This is a genomic window from Pseudomonas sp. VMV1, assembly GCF_056790235.1.
In genome coordinates this window covers 258,177-277,219 of sequence record NZ_JBXGSE010000006.1, presented here as the reverse complement: position 1 = coordinate 277,219, position 19,043 = coordinate 258,177, and the positions used below count along the sequence as shown (strand labels likewise).

The 19,043-nt window shown below is 63.6% G+C and carries 16 protein-coding genes; 8 read left to right on the top strand and 8 right to left on the bottom strand.

Annotation, left to right across the window (positions count from 1 at the left end; all coding sequences use genetic code 11):
* The 3 genes from ACUCV0_RS19090 to ACUCV0_RS19080 all read left to right on the top strand — a co-directional run.
* A partial coding sequence (locus ACUCV0_RS19090) for an aldehyde dehydrogenase family protein (RefSeq protein WP_482213278.1) occupies positions 1 to 316 on the top strand: 316 nt, incomplete at its 5' end.
* Positions 317 to 543: 227 nt separating this feature from the next.
* Complete coding sequence (gabT, locus tag ACUCV0_RS19085) at positions 544 to 1,824, top strand: 4-aminobutyrate--2-oxoglutarate transaminase (RefSeq protein ID WP_313648322.1); 1,281 nt, start codon at positions 544 to 546, stop codon at positions 1,822 to 1,824.
* Positions 1,825 to 2,012: 188 nt separating this feature from the next.
* The gene (locus ACUCV0_RS19080; RefSeq protein ID WP_482213383.1) at positions 2,013 to 3,209 is read left to right on the top strand and encodes an HDOD domain-containing protein; all 1,197 of its coding nucleotides are present in this window, start codon (positions 2,013 to 2,015) and stop codon (positions 3,207 to 3,209) included.
* Here ACUCV0_RS19080 and ACUCV0_RS19075 read toward each other — a convergent pair.
* From ACUCV0_RS19075 to oscA, 6 genes are all read right to left on the bottom strand, one after another.
* A complete protein-coding gene (locus ACUCV0_RS19075) occupies positions 3,206 to 4,756 on the bottom strand; it encodes a methyl-accepting chemotaxis protein (RefSeq protein ID WP_482213382.1) in 1,551 nt (516 codons plus the stop codon). The two genes, ACUCV0_RS19080 and ACUCV0_RS19075, sit on opposite strands and share 4 nt — an antisense overlap.
* Before the next feature lie 145 nt (positions 4,757 to 4,901).
* Positions 4,902 to 5,870 carry a sulfate/molybdate ABC transporter ATP-binding protein gene (locus ACUCV0_RS19070; RefSeq protein ID WP_323147939.1) on the bottom strand — a complete coding sequence of 323 codons (969 nt, stop codon included), beginning with the start codon at positions 5,868 to 5,870 and terminating at the stop codon, positions 4,902 to 4,904.
* A gap of 6 nt (positions 5,871 to 5,876) precedes the next feature.
* The gene (gene cysW, locus ACUCV0_RS19065) at positions 5,877 to 6,743 is read right to left on the bottom strand and encodes a sulfate ABC transporter permease subunit CysW (RefSeq protein ID WP_271652973.1); all 867 of its coding nucleotides are present in this window, start codon (positions 6,741 to 6,743) and stop codon (positions 5,877 to 5,879) included.
* Between the two features lie 10 nt (positions 6,744 to 6,753).
* Positions 6,754 to 7,566: a sulfate ABC transporter permease subunit CysT gene (cysT, locus tag ACUCV0_RS19060; protein WP_133861341.1), complete on the bottom strand. Its 813-nt coding sequence runs from the start codon at positions 7,564 to 7,566 to the stop codon at positions 6,754 to 6,756.
* A gap of 106 nt (positions 7,567 to 7,672) precedes the next feature.
* Positions 7,673 to 8,674, bottom strand: coding sequence for a sulfate ABC transporter substrate-binding protein (locus tag ACUCV0_RS19055; protein WP_482213381.1), 1,002 nt, complete (start codon positions 8,672 to 8,674; stop codon positions 7,673 to 7,675).
* A 76-nt stretch (positions 8,675 to 8,750) separates the two neighbouring features.
* A complete protein-coding gene (gene oscA, locus ACUCV0_RS19050; RefSeq protein ID WP_059316129.1) occupies positions 8,751 to 8,936 on the bottom strand; it encodes a sulfur starvation response protein OscA in 186 nt (61 codons plus the stop codon).
* Positions 8,937 to 9,185: 249 nt separating this feature from the next.
* On the opposite strand from oscA, the gene desA reads away from it, so the two are divergent.
* The 3 genes from desA (at position 9,186) to ACUCV0_RS19035 (ending at position 13,681) form a co-directional block, all read left to right on the top strand.
* Complete coding sequence (gene desA, locus ACUCV0_RS19045; protein WP_059316128.1) at positions 9,186 to 10,379, top strand: delta-9 fatty acid desaturase DesA; 1,194 nt, start codon at positions 9,186 to 9,188, stop codon at positions 10,377 to 10,379.
* A 113-nt stretch (positions 10,380 to 10,492) separates the two neighbouring features.
* Entirely contained in the window at positions 10,493 to 11,470 is a 978-nt protein-coding gene (locus tag ACUCV0_RS19040) for a sensor domain-containing diguanylate cyclase (protein ID WP_059316127.1), read from the top strand.
* 840 nt (positions 11,471 to 12,310) lie between these two features.
* Complete coding sequence (locus ACUCV0_RS19035) at positions 12,311 to 13,681, top strand: OprD family porin (RefSeq protein WP_482213380.1); 1,371 nt, start codon at positions 12,311 to 12,313, stop codon at positions 13,679 to 13,681.
* A gap of 60 nt (positions 13,682 to 13,741) precedes the next feature.
* Here ACUCV0_RS19035 and aguA read toward each other — a convergent pair whose 3' ends face one another.
* Positions 13,742 to 14,839, bottom strand: coding sequence for an agmatine deiminase (aguA, locus tag ACUCV0_RS19030; protein ID WP_482213379.1), 1,098 nt, complete (start codon positions 14,837 to 14,839; stop codon positions 13,742 to 13,744).
* Positions 14,840 to 15,094: 255 nt separating this feature from the next.
* On the bottom strand, positions 15,095 to 16,471 hold the full coding sequence (locus tag ACUCV0_RS19025) for a glutamine synthetase family protein (RefSeq protein WP_007160769.1): 1,377 nt from the start codon (positions 16,469 to 16,471) through the stop codon (positions 15,095 to 15,097).
* 405 nt (positions 16,472 to 16,876) lie between these two features.
* On the opposite strand from ACUCV0_RS19025, the gene ACUCV0_RS19020 reads away from it, so the two are divergent.
* Together ACUCV0_RS19020 and ACUCV0_RS19015 are read left to right on the top strand one after the other, a co-directional pair.
* Positions 16,877 to 17,626, top strand: coding sequence for a gamma-glutamyl-gamma-aminobutyrate hydrolase family protein (locus tag ACUCV0_RS19020; RefSeq protein WP_482213378.1), 750 nt, complete (start codon positions 16,877 to 16,879; stop codon positions 17,624 to 17,626).
* 36 nt (positions 17,627 to 17,662) lie between these two features.
* Positions 17,663 to 19,021, top strand: a complete 1,359-nt coding sequence (locus ACUCV0_RS19015; protein WP_017640877.1) for a glutamine synthetase family protein — start codon at positions 17,663 to 17,665, stop codon at positions 19,019 to 19,021.
* The last annotated feature ends 22 nt before the right edge of the window (positions 19,022 to 19,043 follow it).

The window sequence follows — 19,043 nt, the reverse complement described above, 5'->3', positions numbered from 1 at the left end:
AAGCGCCAAGGTGTCCAAGGAAGAGACCTTTGGCCCGCTGGCGCCGCTGTTCCGCTTCAAGGACGAGGCCGAGGTCATCGAGCTGGCCAACGACACCGAGTTCGGCCTGGCCTCCTATTTCTACGCCCGCGACCTGTCCCGCGTATTCCGCGTGGCCGAGGCGCTGGAGTACGGCATGGTCGGCATCAACACCGGCCTGATCTCCAACGAAGTCGCGCCCTTTGGTGGCGTCAAGGCTTCGGGCCTGGGCCGCGAGGGCTCCAAGTACGGCATCGAGGAATACCTCGAGATCAAGTACCTCTGCCTGGGCGTCTGATCCCGCCAGTCTGTTGGGCTTCGCTACGCTCAGCCCAACCTACGCTAGATACGTAGGTTGGGCTGAAACGGCTTCATCGTCGAAGCCCAACGGGGCCCGCCCGATCCAAAGATTTCTCCCGGCGCGGACGCCGGGCCGTTGGCAGTCGATCATCGTATGCTGCCCGGAATCCGGTCCGCGTTTTTCCCGTAGCCGGCCGCCACGATGAGCGGCCATCGAGGACTGCAATGAGCCACACCAATGATTCCCTGATGCACCGTCGCAGCGCCGCCGTCGCCCGTGGCGTCGGCCAGACCCACCCGATCTTCGTCGCCCGTGCGGAGAACGCCAAGGTCTGGGACGTCGAGGGCAACGAGTTCCTGGACTTCGCCGGCGGCATCGCCGTGCTCAATACCGGTCACCTGCATCCGCGCGTGGTGGCGGCCGTGCAGGAGCAGCTGACCAAGGTCTCCCACACCTGCTTCCAGGTGCTGGCCTACGAGCCCTACGTCGAGGTCTGCGAAAAGCTCAACGAGCTGGTACCAGGCAACTTCCCGAAGAAAACCGCACTGTTCAACTCCGGCTCCGAGGCCGTGGAGAATGCCGTCAAGATCGCCCGCGCCGCCACCCAGCGCGCCGGTGTCATCGCCTTCTCCAGCGCCTACCACGGCCGCACCATGATGACCCTGTCACTGACCGGCAAGGTCGCGCCCTATTCGGCCGGCATGGGCCTGATGCCCGGCGGCGTCTATCGCGCGCTCTACCCCTGCGAACTGCATGGCATCAGCGTTGATGACGCCATCGCCAGTGTCGAGCGCATCTTCAAGAACGATGCCGCGCCTGGCGACATCGCCGCCATCATCCTTGAGCCTGTGCAGGGCGAAGGCGGTTTCTATGCCGCGCCCAAGGAGTTCATGCAGCGCCTGCGCAAGCTGTGCGACACCCACGGCATCCTGCTGATCGCTGACGAAGTCCAGTCCGGCGCCGGTCGTACCGGCACCTTCTTCGCCATGGAGCAGATGGGCGTCGATGCCGATCTGCTGACTTTCGCCAAGTCCATCGCCGGCGGCTTCCCACTATCGGGCGTGACCGGTCGCGCCACGGTAATGGATGCCGTCACCCCTGGTGGCTTGGGCGGCACCTATGCCGGTAGCCCCATCGCCTGCGCCGCAGCCCTGGCGGTGATCGAGACCTTCGAGGAAGAGAAGCTGCTGGACCGGTCCAAGGCCGTGGGCGAGCGCCTTACCGCCGGCCTGCGCGAATTGGCCGCCAAGCACACGCAGATCTGCGACGTGCGCGGCCTGGGCGCCATGATCGCCATGGAACTGGGCAAGGGCGGCGACGTCGAGCAGCCCGATGCCGAGCTGACCAGCCAGATCGTGGTCCGGGCGCGCCAGAAGGGCCTGATCCTGCTCAGCTGCGGTAGCTACGGCAACGTGCTGCGCATCCTGGTCCCCCTGACCGCCAGCGATGAAGAGCTGGATCGCGGCCTGGCCATCATCGGCGAGTGTTTTGCCGAACTGGCCTGAGTCCTGACCAAACCGCCCTGCAACAGGGCGGTTTTTTTTCGCCTGCTCATCCCCGTCGGCCACCCTTCCGGCGCTAACCAAGCGGGTGAAAAACCCCATTACAGACGCTTTGTGTGGCCTGCTTGGCATAATGCCCGCTTTGCCGCATCATCCGCCGCTTCGCTTGCCTCATGCAGGAGTGGGTTGGGATGCCGCCCCTGATACTCATCGTCGATGCCAATCCTTGGACCCGTGATTTGCTCAAGTCACTCGTCCTGGCCGTGCGTGCCGATGCCGCTGTCCATGAATATGGCCATGGCTACCAGGCCCTCGCCGAACTGGATCAGTGCAAGAGATGCGCCCTGGTCATCGTCGAACGCCCCGCTGATTGCGATGGAGTCGATCTCCTGCGGCGGATCCGCCAGCGTGGCGCCCAGCCCCTGCAGCCGGTGATTCTGCTATCCGATCAGGCCGATGCCGCCTATGTGCGCGCTGCCCTGCGCCTGGCACCCACGGCCTATCTGGTCAAACCCTATGCCGCCGAAGAGGTGTTGCGCCGCCTGCGCAGCCTGTTGCCGCCTGCGGGTGACGAGACGCAGACGACCATTGCTACGGCGCTGGGCACGCTGGGTGACCATCTGCAGCGCATGGCAGCCGAGATCGATGCGGTGCCGCTGTTCGCCGACCTGCCCGCCATCATTCAGCGCTGTCGCGATAGCGCCAATTGCAGCCTGGGCGAGCTGGAAACCGAGTTCGGCCAGGATCCACTGGTCACGGCGACCCTGATCGCCGCGGCCAACAGTGCCTCCCAGCGCGTCGGACAGTCCTGCCAGACGCTTGGCCAGGCCCTGCCGCGCCTGGGCGTCGGCTTTACCCTGAACCTGGTCCTGGGTCTGAGTCTGAGGCGCGCGACACGCCTGGCCGAGCCGCTGCTGGCCGGGCGTGCCGAAGGCTATCTGCACCTGGCCCAGCGCGCCGCCGACTGTGCTCGCTTGCTGGCGCTGCGCTATGCCCGTGAGGACGCCGAGCGCTGCTATACCGCAGGCCTGCTGCACCGGCTGGGTGAGTTGGCCGTACTGCAAGGCGTGCAGCGCTGGTGCGAGGAGGGCGGTGCCATCGATGAGGCTGCGCTGGAGCGTGCCTTGCTGAGCTACAGTCTGGAATTCTCTGCGGAGTTGCAGCGGCACTGGCGCCTGCCGCTGGAGTTGCGCGAGCTGGTAGCCGCCGTGCACAGCCTGCACGGCGTGCTGCCCAAGCCGTCGCTGATCCTGCATCTGGCCGCTCAGGCAGCGAATCTGGCGCCTGGCGAAGCCCTCGACGATCTGCTCGAACACAAGGCCGGGCGCATGCTGGGCCTGGAGGCGCCGGTGTGGAAATTGGCCGTCACCCAGCTGCAGGTGACCTAGCGCGCGGTATCGGGGCGATAGCCCAGGCGCAGTCCGCCCCAGTGGCGACCGTTCACCAGGATGGGTACCGAGAGGTCGTGCATCACCTCGCCGGTGTCCCTCATGTAGGTCTGCAGCAACAGGCGGCGCTGATGGCTGCCACAACGCTTGCCGGTGCGATCGCTGAACAGTCGCTTGCTGCGGCTGCGCGCCGTGTCCACTGCCAGATCCCCGGTAGGCGGATGAGCGAAGGCGCGGTTGTGGGTGGGCACATAACCCTCCGGCGTACAGGCAATGGCGAACACCAGGCCGGGATGCTGCTCCAGCAGCGGCTCCTGGATCGCCGGTAGCACGCCATCGGTATAGCTGTCGAAGCGGGTGCGGTACTTGGCGGGTTGGCTGCCCTGAACGGGCTGGTACTGACGGTCGAAGAGGGCGTCCTGGGTGATGCGCCCGGCGGCCAGATCCTCTTCGAAGCGCCTGCCGATGGCATCCGCCCCCTGGCGCGCCAGTTCGAAGATACGCTGGTGATAGCTGTCCAGCCCGACCTCGGCCAGGCGCTCGCTGCTGGCTTCGGCCATGTCCACCAGCTCGTCGGCGGCGCTGCTGAGGCGGCTGGTCTGGCGTTCGCTGTCGGCCAGATCGCTATGCACCTGTTCCACTGCCTGGGCCAGGCTTTCCAGCTGCGCAAGATTGGCCGAGGTGCCCTGGGCGATGTCCTCGGCCTGGCGCTCGGCGGTCTGCGCCAGCTGGGCGATCTCCTGCAGGCCTTCGCCGGTGCGCTCCACCTGGCGGACACCGTCTTCCAGCGCCTGGGCCAGTTCCTGAATCTGGGCGACCACGGCATCGGTCTGCTGGCTGATGTCGGCGACGATCACCCCCACCTCACCGGTGGCGGTGGAGGTCCGCGCCGCCAGGCCACGGACTTCGTCGGCCACCACGGCGAAGCCGCGACCGTGCTCGCCGGCCCGCGCCGCTTCGATGGCAGCATTGAGCGCCAGCAGATTGGTCTGGCTGGCGATGGCCTGGATGACTTCGGTGACCTGCTGGATCTTGTCGGTGCGGGCACTCAGGCCGGCGATCAGTTCGCGGCTCTGGCGGGCGTGATTGCTCAGTGCGCGAATGGCGGCGATCGCCGAACTCAGCGCTTCGCGACCGATCTCGCTGCGCGCATGGACCTGCTGCGCCACTTCCAGGGCCTGGCGGGCGCTGCCGGCGCTGTCCTGCTCGGTCCGGGTGAGGGCAGTGGCACTGCTGGAAATTTGCGCAGCCGTGCTGGCCTGAGATTGCACCCGGGCTGCCAGCTGCTGGGCAGCAAAGGCCACGCCGGCGATGGCCACCGCATTGCGCGCGGTACTGCGCGACAGGTCGCTGGTGAGGTCGTCGAGCGCCAGGGGAGGGGCAGGCGGTGGCGCGGGGGAGCGCACCAGCAGCCAGGGCCACAGGGCGGCGACAGCGGTCAGGCCGAGGCCAAGGACGCTGGGCAGCGCCAGGAGTTGCCACGCCAGCAGGGCCCCGACCAGGGTGGCCAGGTGAAGCGACAACACGATCAGCCAGCGCCTGGGCATGGGACCTCCTTGTTATTCTGCTCGGATCGATGTCAAAGCGTGATGGCTGTCAGCTTTTATCGATCATGGAGCCAGCTTTCCGGAGGTTGCAACCGTTGTCTGACCTTGGCGGCTACGACTTTCGTCGTAGCTGCCCGCCCCGGATTCAGGGGGTGCGCGGCAGGAAATGCAGGGGCGTGCCCCGTTGCAGCCCGCTCAGCACCGGGTGGTCCTTGACCAGCTCCACCTCGATCACCTCGGTTTGCTCCGGTACTCGCAGGGTCACCCGGGTGATGGCCCCAAGCGGGCGGATGTCGCGCACTTCGGCCGCGTGATAACCCGGCCGCGGCTCGCGCTCCAGCTCCACCTCGTGGGGGCGGAACAACACCTCCTGTTCGCCCAGCGCCAGGCGATTGGAGTCACCCAGGAAGTGATAGACGAAGTCGCTTGCCGGCTGCTCGTAGACCTCGCCGGGCGAGCCCACCTGCTCGATCTGGCCCTTGTTCATAACCACGATGCGGTCGGCCACCTCCATGGCTTCTTCCTGGTCGTGGGTGACGAATACCGAGGTCAGGTGGATCTCCTCGTGCAGGCGCGCCAGCCAGCGCCGCAATTCCTTGCGCACCTTGGCATCCAGCGCGCCGAAGGGTTCGTCGAGCAGCAGGATCTTGGGTTCCACCGCCAGGGCACGGGCCAGGGCGATGCGCTGGCGCTGGCCGCCGGAGAGCTGCTCGGGATAGCGGTCGGCCAGCCAGTCGAGCTGCACCATGTTCAGCAATTCATGCACCTTGCTGGCGATTTGCGCCTCGCTCGGCCGCTCGCGGCGCGGCTTCATGCGCAGGCCGAAGGCCACGTTGTCGAACACCGTCATGTGGCGGAACAGCGCGTAGTGCTGGAAGACGAAGCCGACGTTGCGATCGCGCACGTCGCGTCCGGAGACGTCTTCGCCATGGAAACCGATGTTGCCGGTGTCCGGCGCTTCCAGGCCGGCGATGATGCGCAGCAGGGTGGTCTTGCCGCAGCCGGAGGGGCCGAGCAGGGCGACCAGCTCGCCGCTCTCGATGTGCAGATTGATGTCCTTGAGCGCCTGGAAGGCGCCGAACCTCTTGTTGATGCCCTGGATCTCGATGCTCATGGCGCCTTATTCCTCGTCACGGTGCTGCAGTTGGCGGCTCAGGCGACTCTCGCTCCACTGCCGCAGCAGCAGGATCACCAGGGCCATCATCAGCAGCAGGATCGCCACGCTGAAGGCGGCGACGATGTTGTATTCGTTGTAGAGAATCTCGATGTGCAGCGGCAGGGTGTTGGTCAGGCCGCGGATGTGGCCGGAGACCACCGACACCGCGCCGAACTCGCCCATGGCCCGCGCGGTGCAGAGCACCACGCCATAGATCAGCGCCCATTTCACGTTGGGCAGGGTCACGTGCCAGAACAGTTGCCAGCCACTGGCGCCCAGCAACCGCGCCGCCTCTTCCTCCTGGGTGCCCTGTTCCTGCATCAGCGGGATCAGTTCGCGGGCGACATAGGGAAAGGTGACGAAGATCGTCGCCAGTACGATGCCGGGCACGGCGAAGACGATCTGCACGTTCACGCTCTGCAGATAGGGGCCCATCAGCCCCTGGGCGCCGAACAGCAGCACATAGATGAGACCGGCGATCACCGGCGAGACCGAGAAGGGCAGATCGATCAGGGTGATCAGCAGGCTCTTGCCGGTGAACTCGAACTTGGTGACGCACCAGGCCGCTGCCAGGCCGAAGGCCAGGTTCAGGGGGACCGAGATGGCGGTGGCGAACAGCGTCAGCTTGAGCGCCGAGATCGCATCCGGTTCGCTGATGGCGTTCCAGAAGGCGCCGATGCCGTTGGCCAGGCCCTGGCTCAGCACCATGTACAGCGGCAGCACCAGGATCAGCAGGAAGATCAGCCAGGCGCTGGCGATCAGGGCGATGGCCACCGGGGTGCGCTGCTTGCTGGCGCGCGCATCGGCCTTGGTCGAAGTCATGAGGCTCATGCGGTCGTCCTTAGATGTTGGGCTGGATGCGGCGCTGCAGGATGTTGATCAGCAGCAGCATGACGAAGGACACCAGCAGCATGAACACGCCGATGCCGGTGGCACCCGTGTAGTCGTACTGGTCCAGCTTGGAGACGATGAGCAGCGGCAGGATCTCGGTCTTGAACGGGATGTTGCCGGCGATGAACACCACCGAGCCGTACTCGCCCACGCCGCGGGCGAAGGCCAGGGCGAAGCCGGTCAGCCAGGCCGGCAGCAGGGTCGGCACCAGCACGTAGCGGAACACCTGCCAGGGGCGCGCGCCCAGGCAGGTGGCGGCTTCCTCGATTTCCTTGGGAATGTCCGCCAGCACCGGCTGCAGGGTGCGCACCACGAAGGGCAGGGTGACGAAGATCAGCGCCAGGGTGATACCGATCGGGGTATAGGCGATCTTGAAGGGAAACAGCGAACCTATCATGCCGTTGGGCGCATAGAGCGCGGTCAGGGCGATGCCGGCCACCGCGGTGGGCAGGGCGAAGGGCAGGTCGACCATGGCATCGATCAGCTTGCGCCCGGGAAACTCGTAGCGCACCAGCACCCAGGCCAGCAGGGTGCCGAGGATGCCGTTGACCAGGGCGGCGAGCAGGGCCGTGCCAAAGGACAGCTGCAGCGCGGCCAGCACCTGGCGCCCGGTGATCAGCGACCAGAACTGGCCGAGGGTCAGCTGGCTGGCATGGAGGAACATGGCGCCCAGCGGGATCAGCACGATCAGCGCCAGGTAGGTCAGGGAAAAGCCCAGGGTCAACCCGAAGCCGGGTATGACCGGAGAGAGGCGGCGAGACATGAGACGTCCTTCTGCAAGGCGCCCCGGCGATGCCTTCGCCAGGGCGCAGAGGGGTGGAACGATACCTGTTCCGGGCTGGTCGGCGTGAGCCGTCCCGGCCGGGGTGCTATTTGTTGATGTCGGCGAAGATCTTGTCGAACACGCCGCCGTCGGCGAAGTACTTCGGCTGCGCCGCTTTCCAGCCGCCGAATGCCTGGTCGATGGTCACCAGCTTGACCGGCTTGAACTGATCCTTGAATTCCGCCGCCACCTTGGCATCGCGGGGCCGATAGAAATTCTCTGCGGCGATGCGTTGGCCCTCGGGGCTGTAGAGGTACTTGAGGTAGGCCTCTGCCTCTTTGCGGGTGCCCTTCCTGTCTACCACCTTGTCCACCACGGCCACCGGCGGCTCGGCCAGGATCGACAGCGACGGCGTGACGATCTCCAGCTGGTCGCCACCTTCTTCCTTGAGCGACAGATAGGCTTCGTTCTCCCAGGCGATCAGCACGTCGCCGAGCTGGCGCTGTACGAAGCTGATGGTGGCGCCGCGCGCGCCGGTATCCAGCACCGGCGCATGGCGATAGAGCTCGGTGACGAATTTCAGTGTCTCGGCATCGCTGCCGTAGGTGGCCTTGGCATAGGCCCAGGCGGCAAGGAAGTTCCAGCGTGCGCCGCCGGAGGTCTTGGGATTGGGGGTGATGACCTGGACGTCTTTCTTCACCAGGTCGTCCCAGTCCTTGATGCCCTTGGGATTGCCCTTGCGCACCAGGAAGACGATGGTCGAGGTATAGGGCGTGCTGTTGTCCGGCAGACGCTGTTGCCAGCTAGGGTCGACCAGCTGCTGGTGCAGGTTGAGGGCATCAATGTCACCAGACAGTGCCAAGGTGACGACATCGGCCTGCAGGCCATCGATCACCGAGCGGGCCTGCTTGCCGGAGCCACCATGGGAATTCTTGATGCTCACGTCTTCGCCGGTCTCGGCCTTCCAGTGCTTGGCGAAGGCGGCGTTGTACTGCTGGTAGAGCTCACGGGTCGGATCGTAGGACACGTTGAGCAACTCGACGGCCTGGACCTGACTGGTGAGCAAGGCGCCGGCAAGTGCGGCCATGGCGAAGCGGCGAAGGGACATGGGAAGGCTCCTTGACGTGGAAAGGCGGACACCGTCTGGCGGGCACCTTGCCCGCTCGTCCACTAATCTCGTGAACTCAATGCTTGTTTGACGGACCGGTCTGAGGCCGGAATTTTTCCTTGCGCTCGATCTGCACCACCTGGCCGTTGTGCACGGTGATCTCGATGGCGCCGAACCTGAGGCCACGCAAGGCCTGCTGGATGTCGCGGAGCAGTGCGGTTTCGTCCTGGTTTTCCAGGCTGCGGAACGGAGCGGAGCTCATGGGATGGCGTCCTCGAAGGAGGGGTAAGTGAAGAGGTGACGCCATCTTAGAAGGAGGTTTGTTATTTCTTAAAATTGCTAATAATGCTTTGTTTATGCGCTTTTAGAATTAGCGGTTTGTGAAGGACACGTTGTGTAGCAAAAGGTAGGGCTGGATTTATCGCCAACCCCGGCAATAATGCGCGAACGCCTGTTCACTGAACTTTCAGTGACAGTTGCACTACAACATCCGCGCGAGGTCCTCTGCGTCATGAGCTACAACGGCCTGCTCGACCTGACGGTCTGGCAACTGGTGGTGGTCACCCTGGTGCTGACTCACCTGACCATTGTCAGTGTCACCGTCTACCTGCATCGTTACTCCGCCCACCGCTCGCTGGAGCTGCATCCGGCGCTCAAGCACGCCTTCCGCTTCTGGCTGTGGCTGACCACGGCGATGAACACCCGCGAGTGGACCGCCATCCACCGCAAGCACCACGCCAAGTGCGAAACCGAAGACGACCCGCACAGCCCGGTGCACAAGGGGCTCGCCACCGTGGTTCGGCGCGGCGCCGAGTTGTACAAGGCCGAGGCGAACAACGCCGACACCTTGCGCATCTATGGCAAGAACTGCCCGGACGACTGGATCGAGCGCAAGCTTTATTCCAATCCGCGTACCCGCAATCTGGGGGTCGTGTTGCTGCTGCTGATCGACGTGGCTCTGTTCGGCGCCCTGGGTCTCACTGTCTGGGCAGTGCAGATGGTCTGGATTCCCTTCTGGGCCGCCGGTGTGGTCAATGGCCTGGGGCACGCGGTGGGCTATCGCAACTTCGAATGCCGCGACGCCGCCACCAACCTCGTTCCCTGGGGCATCGTCATCGGGGGTGAAGAGCTGCACAACAACCACCACACCTATCCCAACTCGGCCAAGCTGTCGGTCAAGCGCTGGGAATTCGACATGGGCTGGGCCTGGATCAAGCTGTTCACCTGGCTGCGCCTGGCCAAGGTCAATCGCGTCGCGCCCATCGCCCACCGTATCGAGGGCAAGGGACAGTTGGACATGGATACCGCCATGGCCATCCTCAACAACCGTTTCCAGATCATGGCCCAGTACCGCAAGCAGGTAATAGGTCCGCTGCTCCGGCAGGAGCGCGTCAGCGCCGCACCCTCCCAGCGCCCGCTGTTTCGTCGGGCGCGTGGTCTGCTAGCGCGAGAGACCAGTCTGCTCAAGGCGCGCCACCAGGTACGCATCGATGAGTTGCTCGAGCACAGCCAGACGCTGAAGCTGATCTACGAAAAGCGCCTGGCGCTGCAGCAGATCTGGGCCCGCACCAGTGCCAATGGCCACGACATGCTGGCCGCGACCCGGCAGTGGATCGGCGAGGCCGAAGCCAGCGGTATCCAGTCGCTGCGCGAGTTCGCCGAACAGCTGAAGACCTATTCGCTGCGACCGGCTGGGACCGCCTGAGAAAGGCTTCACAAAAGCCCACCGAAGCGGTGGGCTGCGCTGCGCGGGGATTGAACCAGCTTGCTTTCAGCTGTCTCTAATTCCCTCAGGACCCCGCGTAGGCGCATGTGTATATGGATGAACAACCCCCGCTGTCTGCTCTTCCCACTCCGGAAGAGAATCTTCTGGCGCTCCTGCACTCGCGGGCCGAAGCAGATCGCCTGCGTGATCGCGAACAGCTGTTCAGTGCGCTCCTGGAAAGCGTCAACGCCGTACTGTGGGCGCTGGACTGGCGCACTCGCCAGATCATCTACGTCAGCCCCGCCTACCAGCAGATCTTCGGTCGCTCCCAATCGCAGGTGTTGAGCGATTACAGTACCTGGCTCAACAACATCTATCCCGATGACCTCGAATACGCGCAACGAACCCTGGAACAGGTGATAGAGCAGGGCGCTATCGAATCGCGTGAGTACCGCATCATCCGTGCCGACGGCGAGATTCGCTGGCTCAGTGACAAATGCTTTGTCAGTCAGCGCAGCGAAGCCGGTATGCCGCTCCTGGTGGTGGGAATCGCCGAAGACATCACCGAGAAGAAGCGTATGGAGGAAGAGCTGCAGCGGCTCGCCACCACCGATGTCTTGACGCGAAGCAGCAACCGCCGCCATTTCTTCGAAAGCGCGCAACGTGCCTTCGAATTCGCCCGCAGCGAAGGGGAGCCGCTCGCCTTCCTGCTGCTCGATATTGACGACTTCAAGAAGATCAATGATCGCTTCGGCCACCAGATGGGCGATCAAGTGTTACAGCGTGTTGCCGAATGTGGGGCTCAAACTACCCGTCGCGGTGATCTTTTCGGCCGCATCGGTGGTGAAGAATTCGCCCTGTTGCTGCCGGGGTGTGACAGCGACCTCGCGCTGCAAATAGGCAGCCGCCTGCAGCGTGCCGTCCGGCAACTGGCGGTGCCCACTGCTGAAGGTCCACTGAAAGTTACCATCAGTCAGGGGGTCACCGTCCTGCGCGAAGAGGATGAGTCGCTGGATACCCTCTATGTTCGCGCTGACGAGGCCATGTACCGAGCCAAGCGCCAGGGTAAGGATCAGGTGGTTCAGGGCTAGCACGCCGTTGCCAGGCCCTGCTGTCCTTGGCTTCGCTGCGCTGACCAGCTCTCCCGACCGCTCTAGCAGGGCGGTTGCCCGGTAAAGGGCCTGCATCCTGGCAGGCCTTTCTACGTTCTACTCCCGCGCTCGATCTTGACGCGTCTCAAGAGCAACATCGCCCGTTAGCTGGCGCCTTCCTCGCCTGCCGTCAGTATCAACGCCTTTGCTTCATAGGCCGGCGCTCGGCATGAATTGACCGACGTCATGAATAGACTTTCGGACCTTTTCGTAACCAGACGAGCATGGTTCCGCGCGGACATTCTTACCGGCAGGTAAGGCAAGAATGCCTTCGGCTGTAGGGAGCAACCTTAGGGTCGACGGAAAAAAGCTGCAAGCCATTGAAATATATACAGAACTCTAATGGGTTTAGAGTGTGGTAGATCAGGGCGTGTGCTTTCTGAAGCGCTGAGATAGAGCGCGAAACTACCGTCCCAGAGCGTCCGGGAAGGGAAGGGGTCGAAGATATCAGGGAAAAGATTCGTCTTTACCACAGGTGCGGAAGAACAGGTTCCCCTTGTTCATGACCGACCGGTTACAGGGGAAGACCTTAGGGCGGTTTTTCGACCACGTATTGCTAGACGAAATGCTTTTTTGCAATTAGCTTTCGCAACGTGGAAGACGGTAGCAGAGGTCCTGTGCCGGAGGTCGCAACTCAAAAGTCGACCAGGCCCGGGAAAATTCTCGAAAATGAAACAAAAGCCCTCTAGCTTTCCCTTCCGCACGGCCCGTCGGGCATACCACCAGCAGGCGCTGACACCTCTGGTGGCTGCATAACAACGATTCACCCCTGGAGCACTCATGGTCAAGAAGCCACTGGTGGTCGCGGTCTCCGCGGCCTGTCTGAACCTGTCCCTTATTGCCGCCACTCAAGCTGCCGGCTTCGTCGAAGACAGCAAAGCAACGCTTAGTCTGCGTAACTTCTACATCAACACAGACAACCGTAACGGTACCGCCAATCCTTCTCGCGTGATGGATTGGGGTCAGGGCTTCATGCTGAACTACCAGTCGGGTTTCACCCAAGGCACTGTTGGCTTCGGCGTCGATGCGGTCGGCATGCTGGGCCTGCGTCTGGACAGCGGTGGCAAGGCTACCAATGCCAGTAGTGTGCAGAACGGGGGCATGTTCCCGCGCGATACCGATAACAGTGCCGTCGACGAGTTCAGCAGCCTGGGCGCTACTGCCAAGATGAAGATCTCCGAAACCGAGTTCCGCTACGGCACTCTGATGCCGAAGTTGCCGGTGGTGGTATCCAACGACGGTCGTCTGCTGCCACAGACCTATCAGGGTGCTCAGGTCACGTCCAAGGACATCAAGAACCTGACTCTGACCGCCGGCCAGCTTGAGCGTGCCAAGAACCGTAACTCCACCGACGAAGACGATCTGTCCATCGCTGGCTCCAACGGTGCGGCGAATGCCGCTCTGCGTCGCAACAGCGACCATTTCCGCTTCGTCGGTGCCGATTACAAGGTCACCAAAGACCTGACCCTGCAGTACTACTTTGGTCAGCTGGAAGACTTCTACAACCAGCACTTCCTGGGCCTGGTTCACAACGTCAAGCTGGGCGACGGTACCTTCAAGACCGACCTTCGCTATTTCGATAGCAACAGCCAGGGCGAGAACCGCAAGGCCGACAGCACCGGTCTCTACGTGTCCAGCGGCTACTACGGTGGTACCCGTACCACTGGCGAGATCGACAACCGCCTCTACAGCGGCCTGTTCACCTACTCGATCTACGGCCACACCTTTGGTCTGGGCTATCAGGGCAGCAACGGCAACAGCGCCTTCCCCTACCTGAACGAGAACGGTGGCGCTTCGACCTATGCCATCACCGATATTCAGATCAACAACTTCACCCGTTCCGGCGAAGACACCTGGCAGGCTCGCTACTCCTATGACTTCGCTCAGCTGGGCGTCAAGGGTCTGACCGCTGGCGTCATCTATCAGCGCGGTGACAACATCCGTACCCGTACTGGCGACGCCATGGAATGGGAACGCGACCTGACCGTCAGCTACGTGATCCCGGAAGGCCAGCTGAAAGGTCTGGGCTTCACCTGGCGTAACGCCATGCTGCGTTCCGACCTGCCGGCCGTTTCCCAAGCCGGTGTGCCGGGCCAGCGCGATGTCGACGAAAACCGTCTGATCGTCAGCTACACCCTGCCGCTGCTCTAAGCCGCGCTCAGGTCAAGAAAAAGCCCGTCGCAAGACGGGCTTTTTCGTTTCTACCGGAAGTCAGCGACCGGTTGGCTGCTGCTGGGTGATGCAATGGATGTTGCCGCCGCCTAGCAGGATCTCGCGGCCAGGCACCTGCACCACCTCGTGCTTCGGGAAGCAGGCCTGCAGGGTGCTCAAAGCCTCCGCATCCTCGGGGACGCCAAAGTTCGGTGCGATGATGCCGCCGTTGACGATCAGGAAGTTGACGTAGGAGGCCGCCAGGCGCTCGCCGGCACGACGTGGCTGGGTGCCGAGGCAGGCGTCCACGTCGCGGCATTCGTCCTCGCTGGCGAACAGCGGACCCGGGGTGACGATGCGGTGCACCTTGAAGGTGCGGCCACGGGCATCGGTCTCGCGCTCCAGCACGGCCAGCGCCTCGCGACAGCGGCTGTAGTTGGGGTCGGCCTGGTCGTCGCACCAGCTCAGCAGCACCTCGCCCGGGCGCACGTAGCAGCAGAAGTTGTCCACGTGGCCGTTGGTTTCATCGTTGTAGAGACCGTGGGGCAGCCAGACGACCTTGTCCACCGCCAGGTAGTCGCTCAGATAACGCTCGATCTGCGCGCGATCCAGGTGTGGATTGCGGTTGGCGTTGAGCAGGCATTCCTCGGTGGTGATCAGGGTGCCTTCGCCGTCGACATGGATGGAGCCGCCTTCGAGAACGAAATCCGGGGTGCGGTAGCCCGGAAGATTCTCGATTGCCAGGATCTTGCCCGCTACCTGGTCGTCGCGCTGCCAGGGGAAGTAGAGGCCACCGTCCAGGCCGCCCCAGGCATTGAAACTCCAGTCCACTCCGCGCACACCACCCTGGCCATCGCTGACGAAGGTCGGGCCGGTATCGCGGCACCAGGCGTCGTCATTGCTGATTTCCACCACCCGGATATTGGGATGCTGCAGGCGGGCGCGGGCGTTTTCGTACTGCTGCGCCGAGGCACCGATGGTGACCGGCTCGAAGCGGGCGATGGCCTGGGCGACCGCGGTGAAGGCCGCCTGGGCGGGTTTGCCGCCGAGGCGCCAGTTGTCGGGGCGCTCGGGCCAGACCATCCAGATCTGGCGCTGGTCGGCCCATTCGGCCGGCATGTGGAAGCCGTCGGCACGCGGCGTGGTGAGGGTAGTCATGGCGAGGCTCTCCATCCAGAGTCTTCGGGGGGCTGAAAGGGAAAAGTGCCGGCAGATCGCCTCAGGCGCAAAGGCGCGGGCGGGCTGGCGCAGTACGGCGGGAAACGTTCGAGGTCCGCAGTTTATCTCCTGTAACGGTAGGAGCGTCGGCGAGGGTGTTGCGGCGAGCGATGGGGCGATCGACCAGGCTCGGGGCGGGCGGTACGCAGCGCAGGTGCCTGCCGACCGGCGCGGGGCCGGTCGGCAGGCATACGCCTACACGGTGTGCAGGTACCAGTTGTACTCGAGGTCGGAGATGGAGTGTTCGAACTCCTCTAGCTCGTGCTCCTTGCAGGCGACAAAGATGTCGATGTACTTCGGATCGATGTACTCCGCCATCACCGAGCTGTCGTCCAGGTAGCGCAAGGCATCACGCAGGTTGTTCGGCAGGCTCTGCTCGTGCTGCTCGTAGGAGTTGCCCTCGGTCACCGGGCCGGGCTCGATCTGTCGGGTCAGGCCGTGGTGCACGCCAGCCAGGACACCGGCCAGCAGCAGGTAGGGGTTGGCGTCGGCGCCGGCTACCCGATGCTCGATGCGGTGCGCTTCCGGTGTACCGGTAGGCACGCGCAGGGCGGTGGTACGGTTGTCCAGGCCCCAGCTTGGTGCATTGGGCACGAAGAACTGCGAGCCGAAGCGGCGATAGCTGTTCACGTTGGGGCAGAGGAAGGCCATGCAGGCGGGCAGGGTCTCGAGCACACCGCCGATGGCGTGACGCAATGCGGCGTTCTGCTCGGGATCCTCGCCGGCAAAGATGTTGCGGCCTTCCTTGTCCAGCAGGGAAATATGCACGTGCAAGCCGTTGCCCGCCTGGCCCGGGTAGGGCTTGGCCATGAAGGTGGTATCCATTTCATGGTCGTAGGCGACGTTCTTGATCAGACGCTTGAGCAGCACGGCGTAGTCGCAGGCCTTGATCGGATCGGCGACGTGATTGAGGTTGACCTCGAATTGCGCTGGCGCTGATTCGGCGACGATGGCGTCGGCTGGAATGCCCTGGGCGCGGGCGCCGTCGATGATGTCCTGCAGGCAGTCGGCGTATTCGTCCAGATCGTCCATGGAGTAGACCTGGACCGACTGGGGACGCTTGCCGGAGATGGGTGAGCGCGGTGGCTGCGGACGGCCGTTGATGTTCTCCTGATCGATCAGATAGAACTCCAGCTCGAAGGCGGCGCAGACGGTGAGTCCGAGTTCGTCGAAGCGCTGCACGACCTGGCGCAGGACCTCGCGGGGATCGGCGAAAAAGGGCTCGCCTTCCATCTCGTGCATGGTCATCAGCAATTGCGCGGTGGGGCGCTTCTGCCAGGGCTCCATGGAGAGGGTGTCGGTGATGGGGAAACAGACGCGGTCGGCATCGCCGATGTCGAGACCGAGACCGGTGCTTTCGACGGTGGAGCCGGTGATGTCGAGGGCAAACAGCGAAGCGGGGAGGTTGATTCCTTTCTCGAAGACTTTGGGCAGATTGTTGCGCTCGATGCGTTTGCCACGCACCACGCCATTCATATCTGCAATCAGAAGATCGACGAACTGAACCTCAGGATGTTCCCTGAGGAAGTCGGTCGCTTCATCCAAACGAACGGCACGCGGGGGTACCGACATGATGAAACACCTTTGCTTTTGGCTGCGCTCGACAAAACGGTTAGCGCCTGACGCGCCTGTTTGCCCAGTGGGCCAACCGCAGTGAGGGCACGAGTGCCCGCTGTCGATCCGACAGCGACCTGAGAGTACGGTCTCGCCTGCGCTCCGACGCTTTGCCAGCGCCCCTGTTAAAAATATCAATCAGCGGAGTTACCACCCTGGAGTCAATCCGAAAGGCGGACCAAAGTCAACTGGCGGCAGCGGCGCTCAAGGGTGGTGCGGAGGTGCCTGTTTTTGGCGCACTCATGGGCGGTCGAGGACCTCTGTTTCGCTGCTTCTGTGCAGAATCTCGAAACTTTTTGGCGGTGGTTGTGAAAAATAACGAACAAGACTAGGCTCGGGTGATCCTGATCACCCCGGTGTCCCATGTCTGCGCTGCCGCTCATTGGTGTCACAGCCTGTACCCGACAACTAGGTCTGCATCCTTTCCATATCGCGGGCGACAAGTATCTGCGCGCGGTGGTGGAGGGGGCCGAAGGCATGCCGCTGGTGATTCCCGCGCTAGCCGATCTGATCGCAACCGAGGCGTTGGTCCAGCGCCTGGACGGTCTGCTGTTCACCGGTTCGCCGTCCAATGTGGAGCCCCAACACTACCAGGGCGCTCCCAGCGAGCCCGGTACCCTGCACGACGCGGCTCGTGATGCCGTGACCCTGCCACTGCTGCGTGCGGCCGTGGCGGCCGGTGTGCCGGTGTTGGGCATCTGCCGGGGCTTCCAGGAAATGAACGTGGCCTTTGGCGGTAGCCTGCACCAGAAGGTGCACGAGGCAGGGCCTTTCATGGATCACCGCGAGCGCGGCGAAACCCTGGAGGAGCACTATGGCCTGCACCACCCGGTCGAGGTCCAGCCGGGTGGCCTGTTCGAGGCCCTGGACCTGCCGGCGCGCTTCGAGGTGAATTCCATTCATGGCCAGGGCATCGAGCGCCTGGCACCGGGGTTGCGCGCCGAGGCGCTGGCTCCCGATGGCCTCATCGAGGCCGTCTCGGTCCGTGAAGCCCAGGTCTTCGCCTGTGGTGTGCAGTGGCACCCGGAATGGCAGGTGCGCAGTCATCCCGTGTACCTTGCCCTGTTCCAGGCGTTCGGGAGTGCCTGCAAGGAGCGCGCTGCCCATCGCTGATGTTCTCTATCCCCCGCTCGAACCTTCGAGGTCTTTATGAGCACCCCGCTTGACCGGCTGACCGCCTGGTTGAAAGAACGCAAGATCACTGAAGTGGAATGCCTGGTAGCCGACCTGACCGGCATTGCCCGCGGCAAGATTTCCCCCACCGCCAAGTTCCTCAATGAAAAGGGCATGCGCCTGCCGGAGAGTGTGCTCCTGCAGAGCGTGACCGGGGACTATGTCGACGACGACATCTACTACGAACTGCTCGACCCGGCCGACATCGACATGCACTGTCGCCCGGACGATCGCGCGGTGTTCCTGGTGCCCTGGGCGCTGGAGCCCACGGCCCTGGTGATCCACGATACCTACGACAAGCGCGGCATCCCCATCGAGCTGTCGCCGCGCAATCTGCTGAAAAAGGTGCTCAAGCTCTATGCCGAGCACGGCTGGCAGCCCATCGTCGCGCCGGAAATGGAGTTCTACCTGACCAAGCGCAGCGACGACCCCGATTATCCGCTGCAGCCTCCGGTGGGCCGCTCAGGCCGCCAGGAAACGGGGCGCCAATCCTTTTCCATCGATGCGGCCAACGAATTCGATCCGCTGTTCGAAGACATGTACGACTGGTGCGAGGCCCAGGAGCTGGATCTGGATACCCTGATCCACGAAGAAGGCACCGCCCAGATGGAGATCAACTTCCGTCACGGTGATCCGCTGCACCTGGCCGACCAGATCTTCGTCTTCAAGCGCACCCTGCGCGAGGCCGCGCTCAAGCACAACGTCACCGCCACCTTCATGGCCAAACCCATGACCGGCGAGCCCGGCAGCGCCATGCACCTGCACCAGAGCGTGGTGGATCTCAAGACCGGCAAGACGGTGTTTTCCAATCCCGATGGCAGCATGAGCGAGCTCTTCCTGCACCACATCGGCGGTCTGCAGAAATACATTCCCGAGGCGCTGCCGCTGTTCGCGCCCAACGTGAACTCCTTCCGCCGCTTCCTGCCCGATACCTCGGCGCCGGTCAACGTGGAGTGGGGTGAAGAGAACCGCACCGTGGGCCTGCGGGTACCGGATTCCGATCCGCAGAATCGTCGGGTGGAAAACCGCCTGGCCGGGGCCGATGCCAACCCCTATCTGGCCCTGGCGGCCAGCCTGCTGTGTGGCTACCTGGGCATGGTCGAGAACGTCTCGCCCAGTGCTCCGGTACAAGGCCGCGGCTATGAGCGCCGCAACCTGCGCCTGCCACTGACCCTGGAAGCCGCCCTGGAGCGCATGGAGCAGTCGGCCACCCTGGAGCGTTATCTGGGGAGTCGTTTCACCCGTGGCTACGTCGCGGTGAAGCGCGCCGAACATGAGAATTACAAGCGCGTGATCAGTTCGTGGGAGCGGGAATTCCTGCTGCTCAGCGTCTGACAGCGATTCAAGGAGAGGCTTC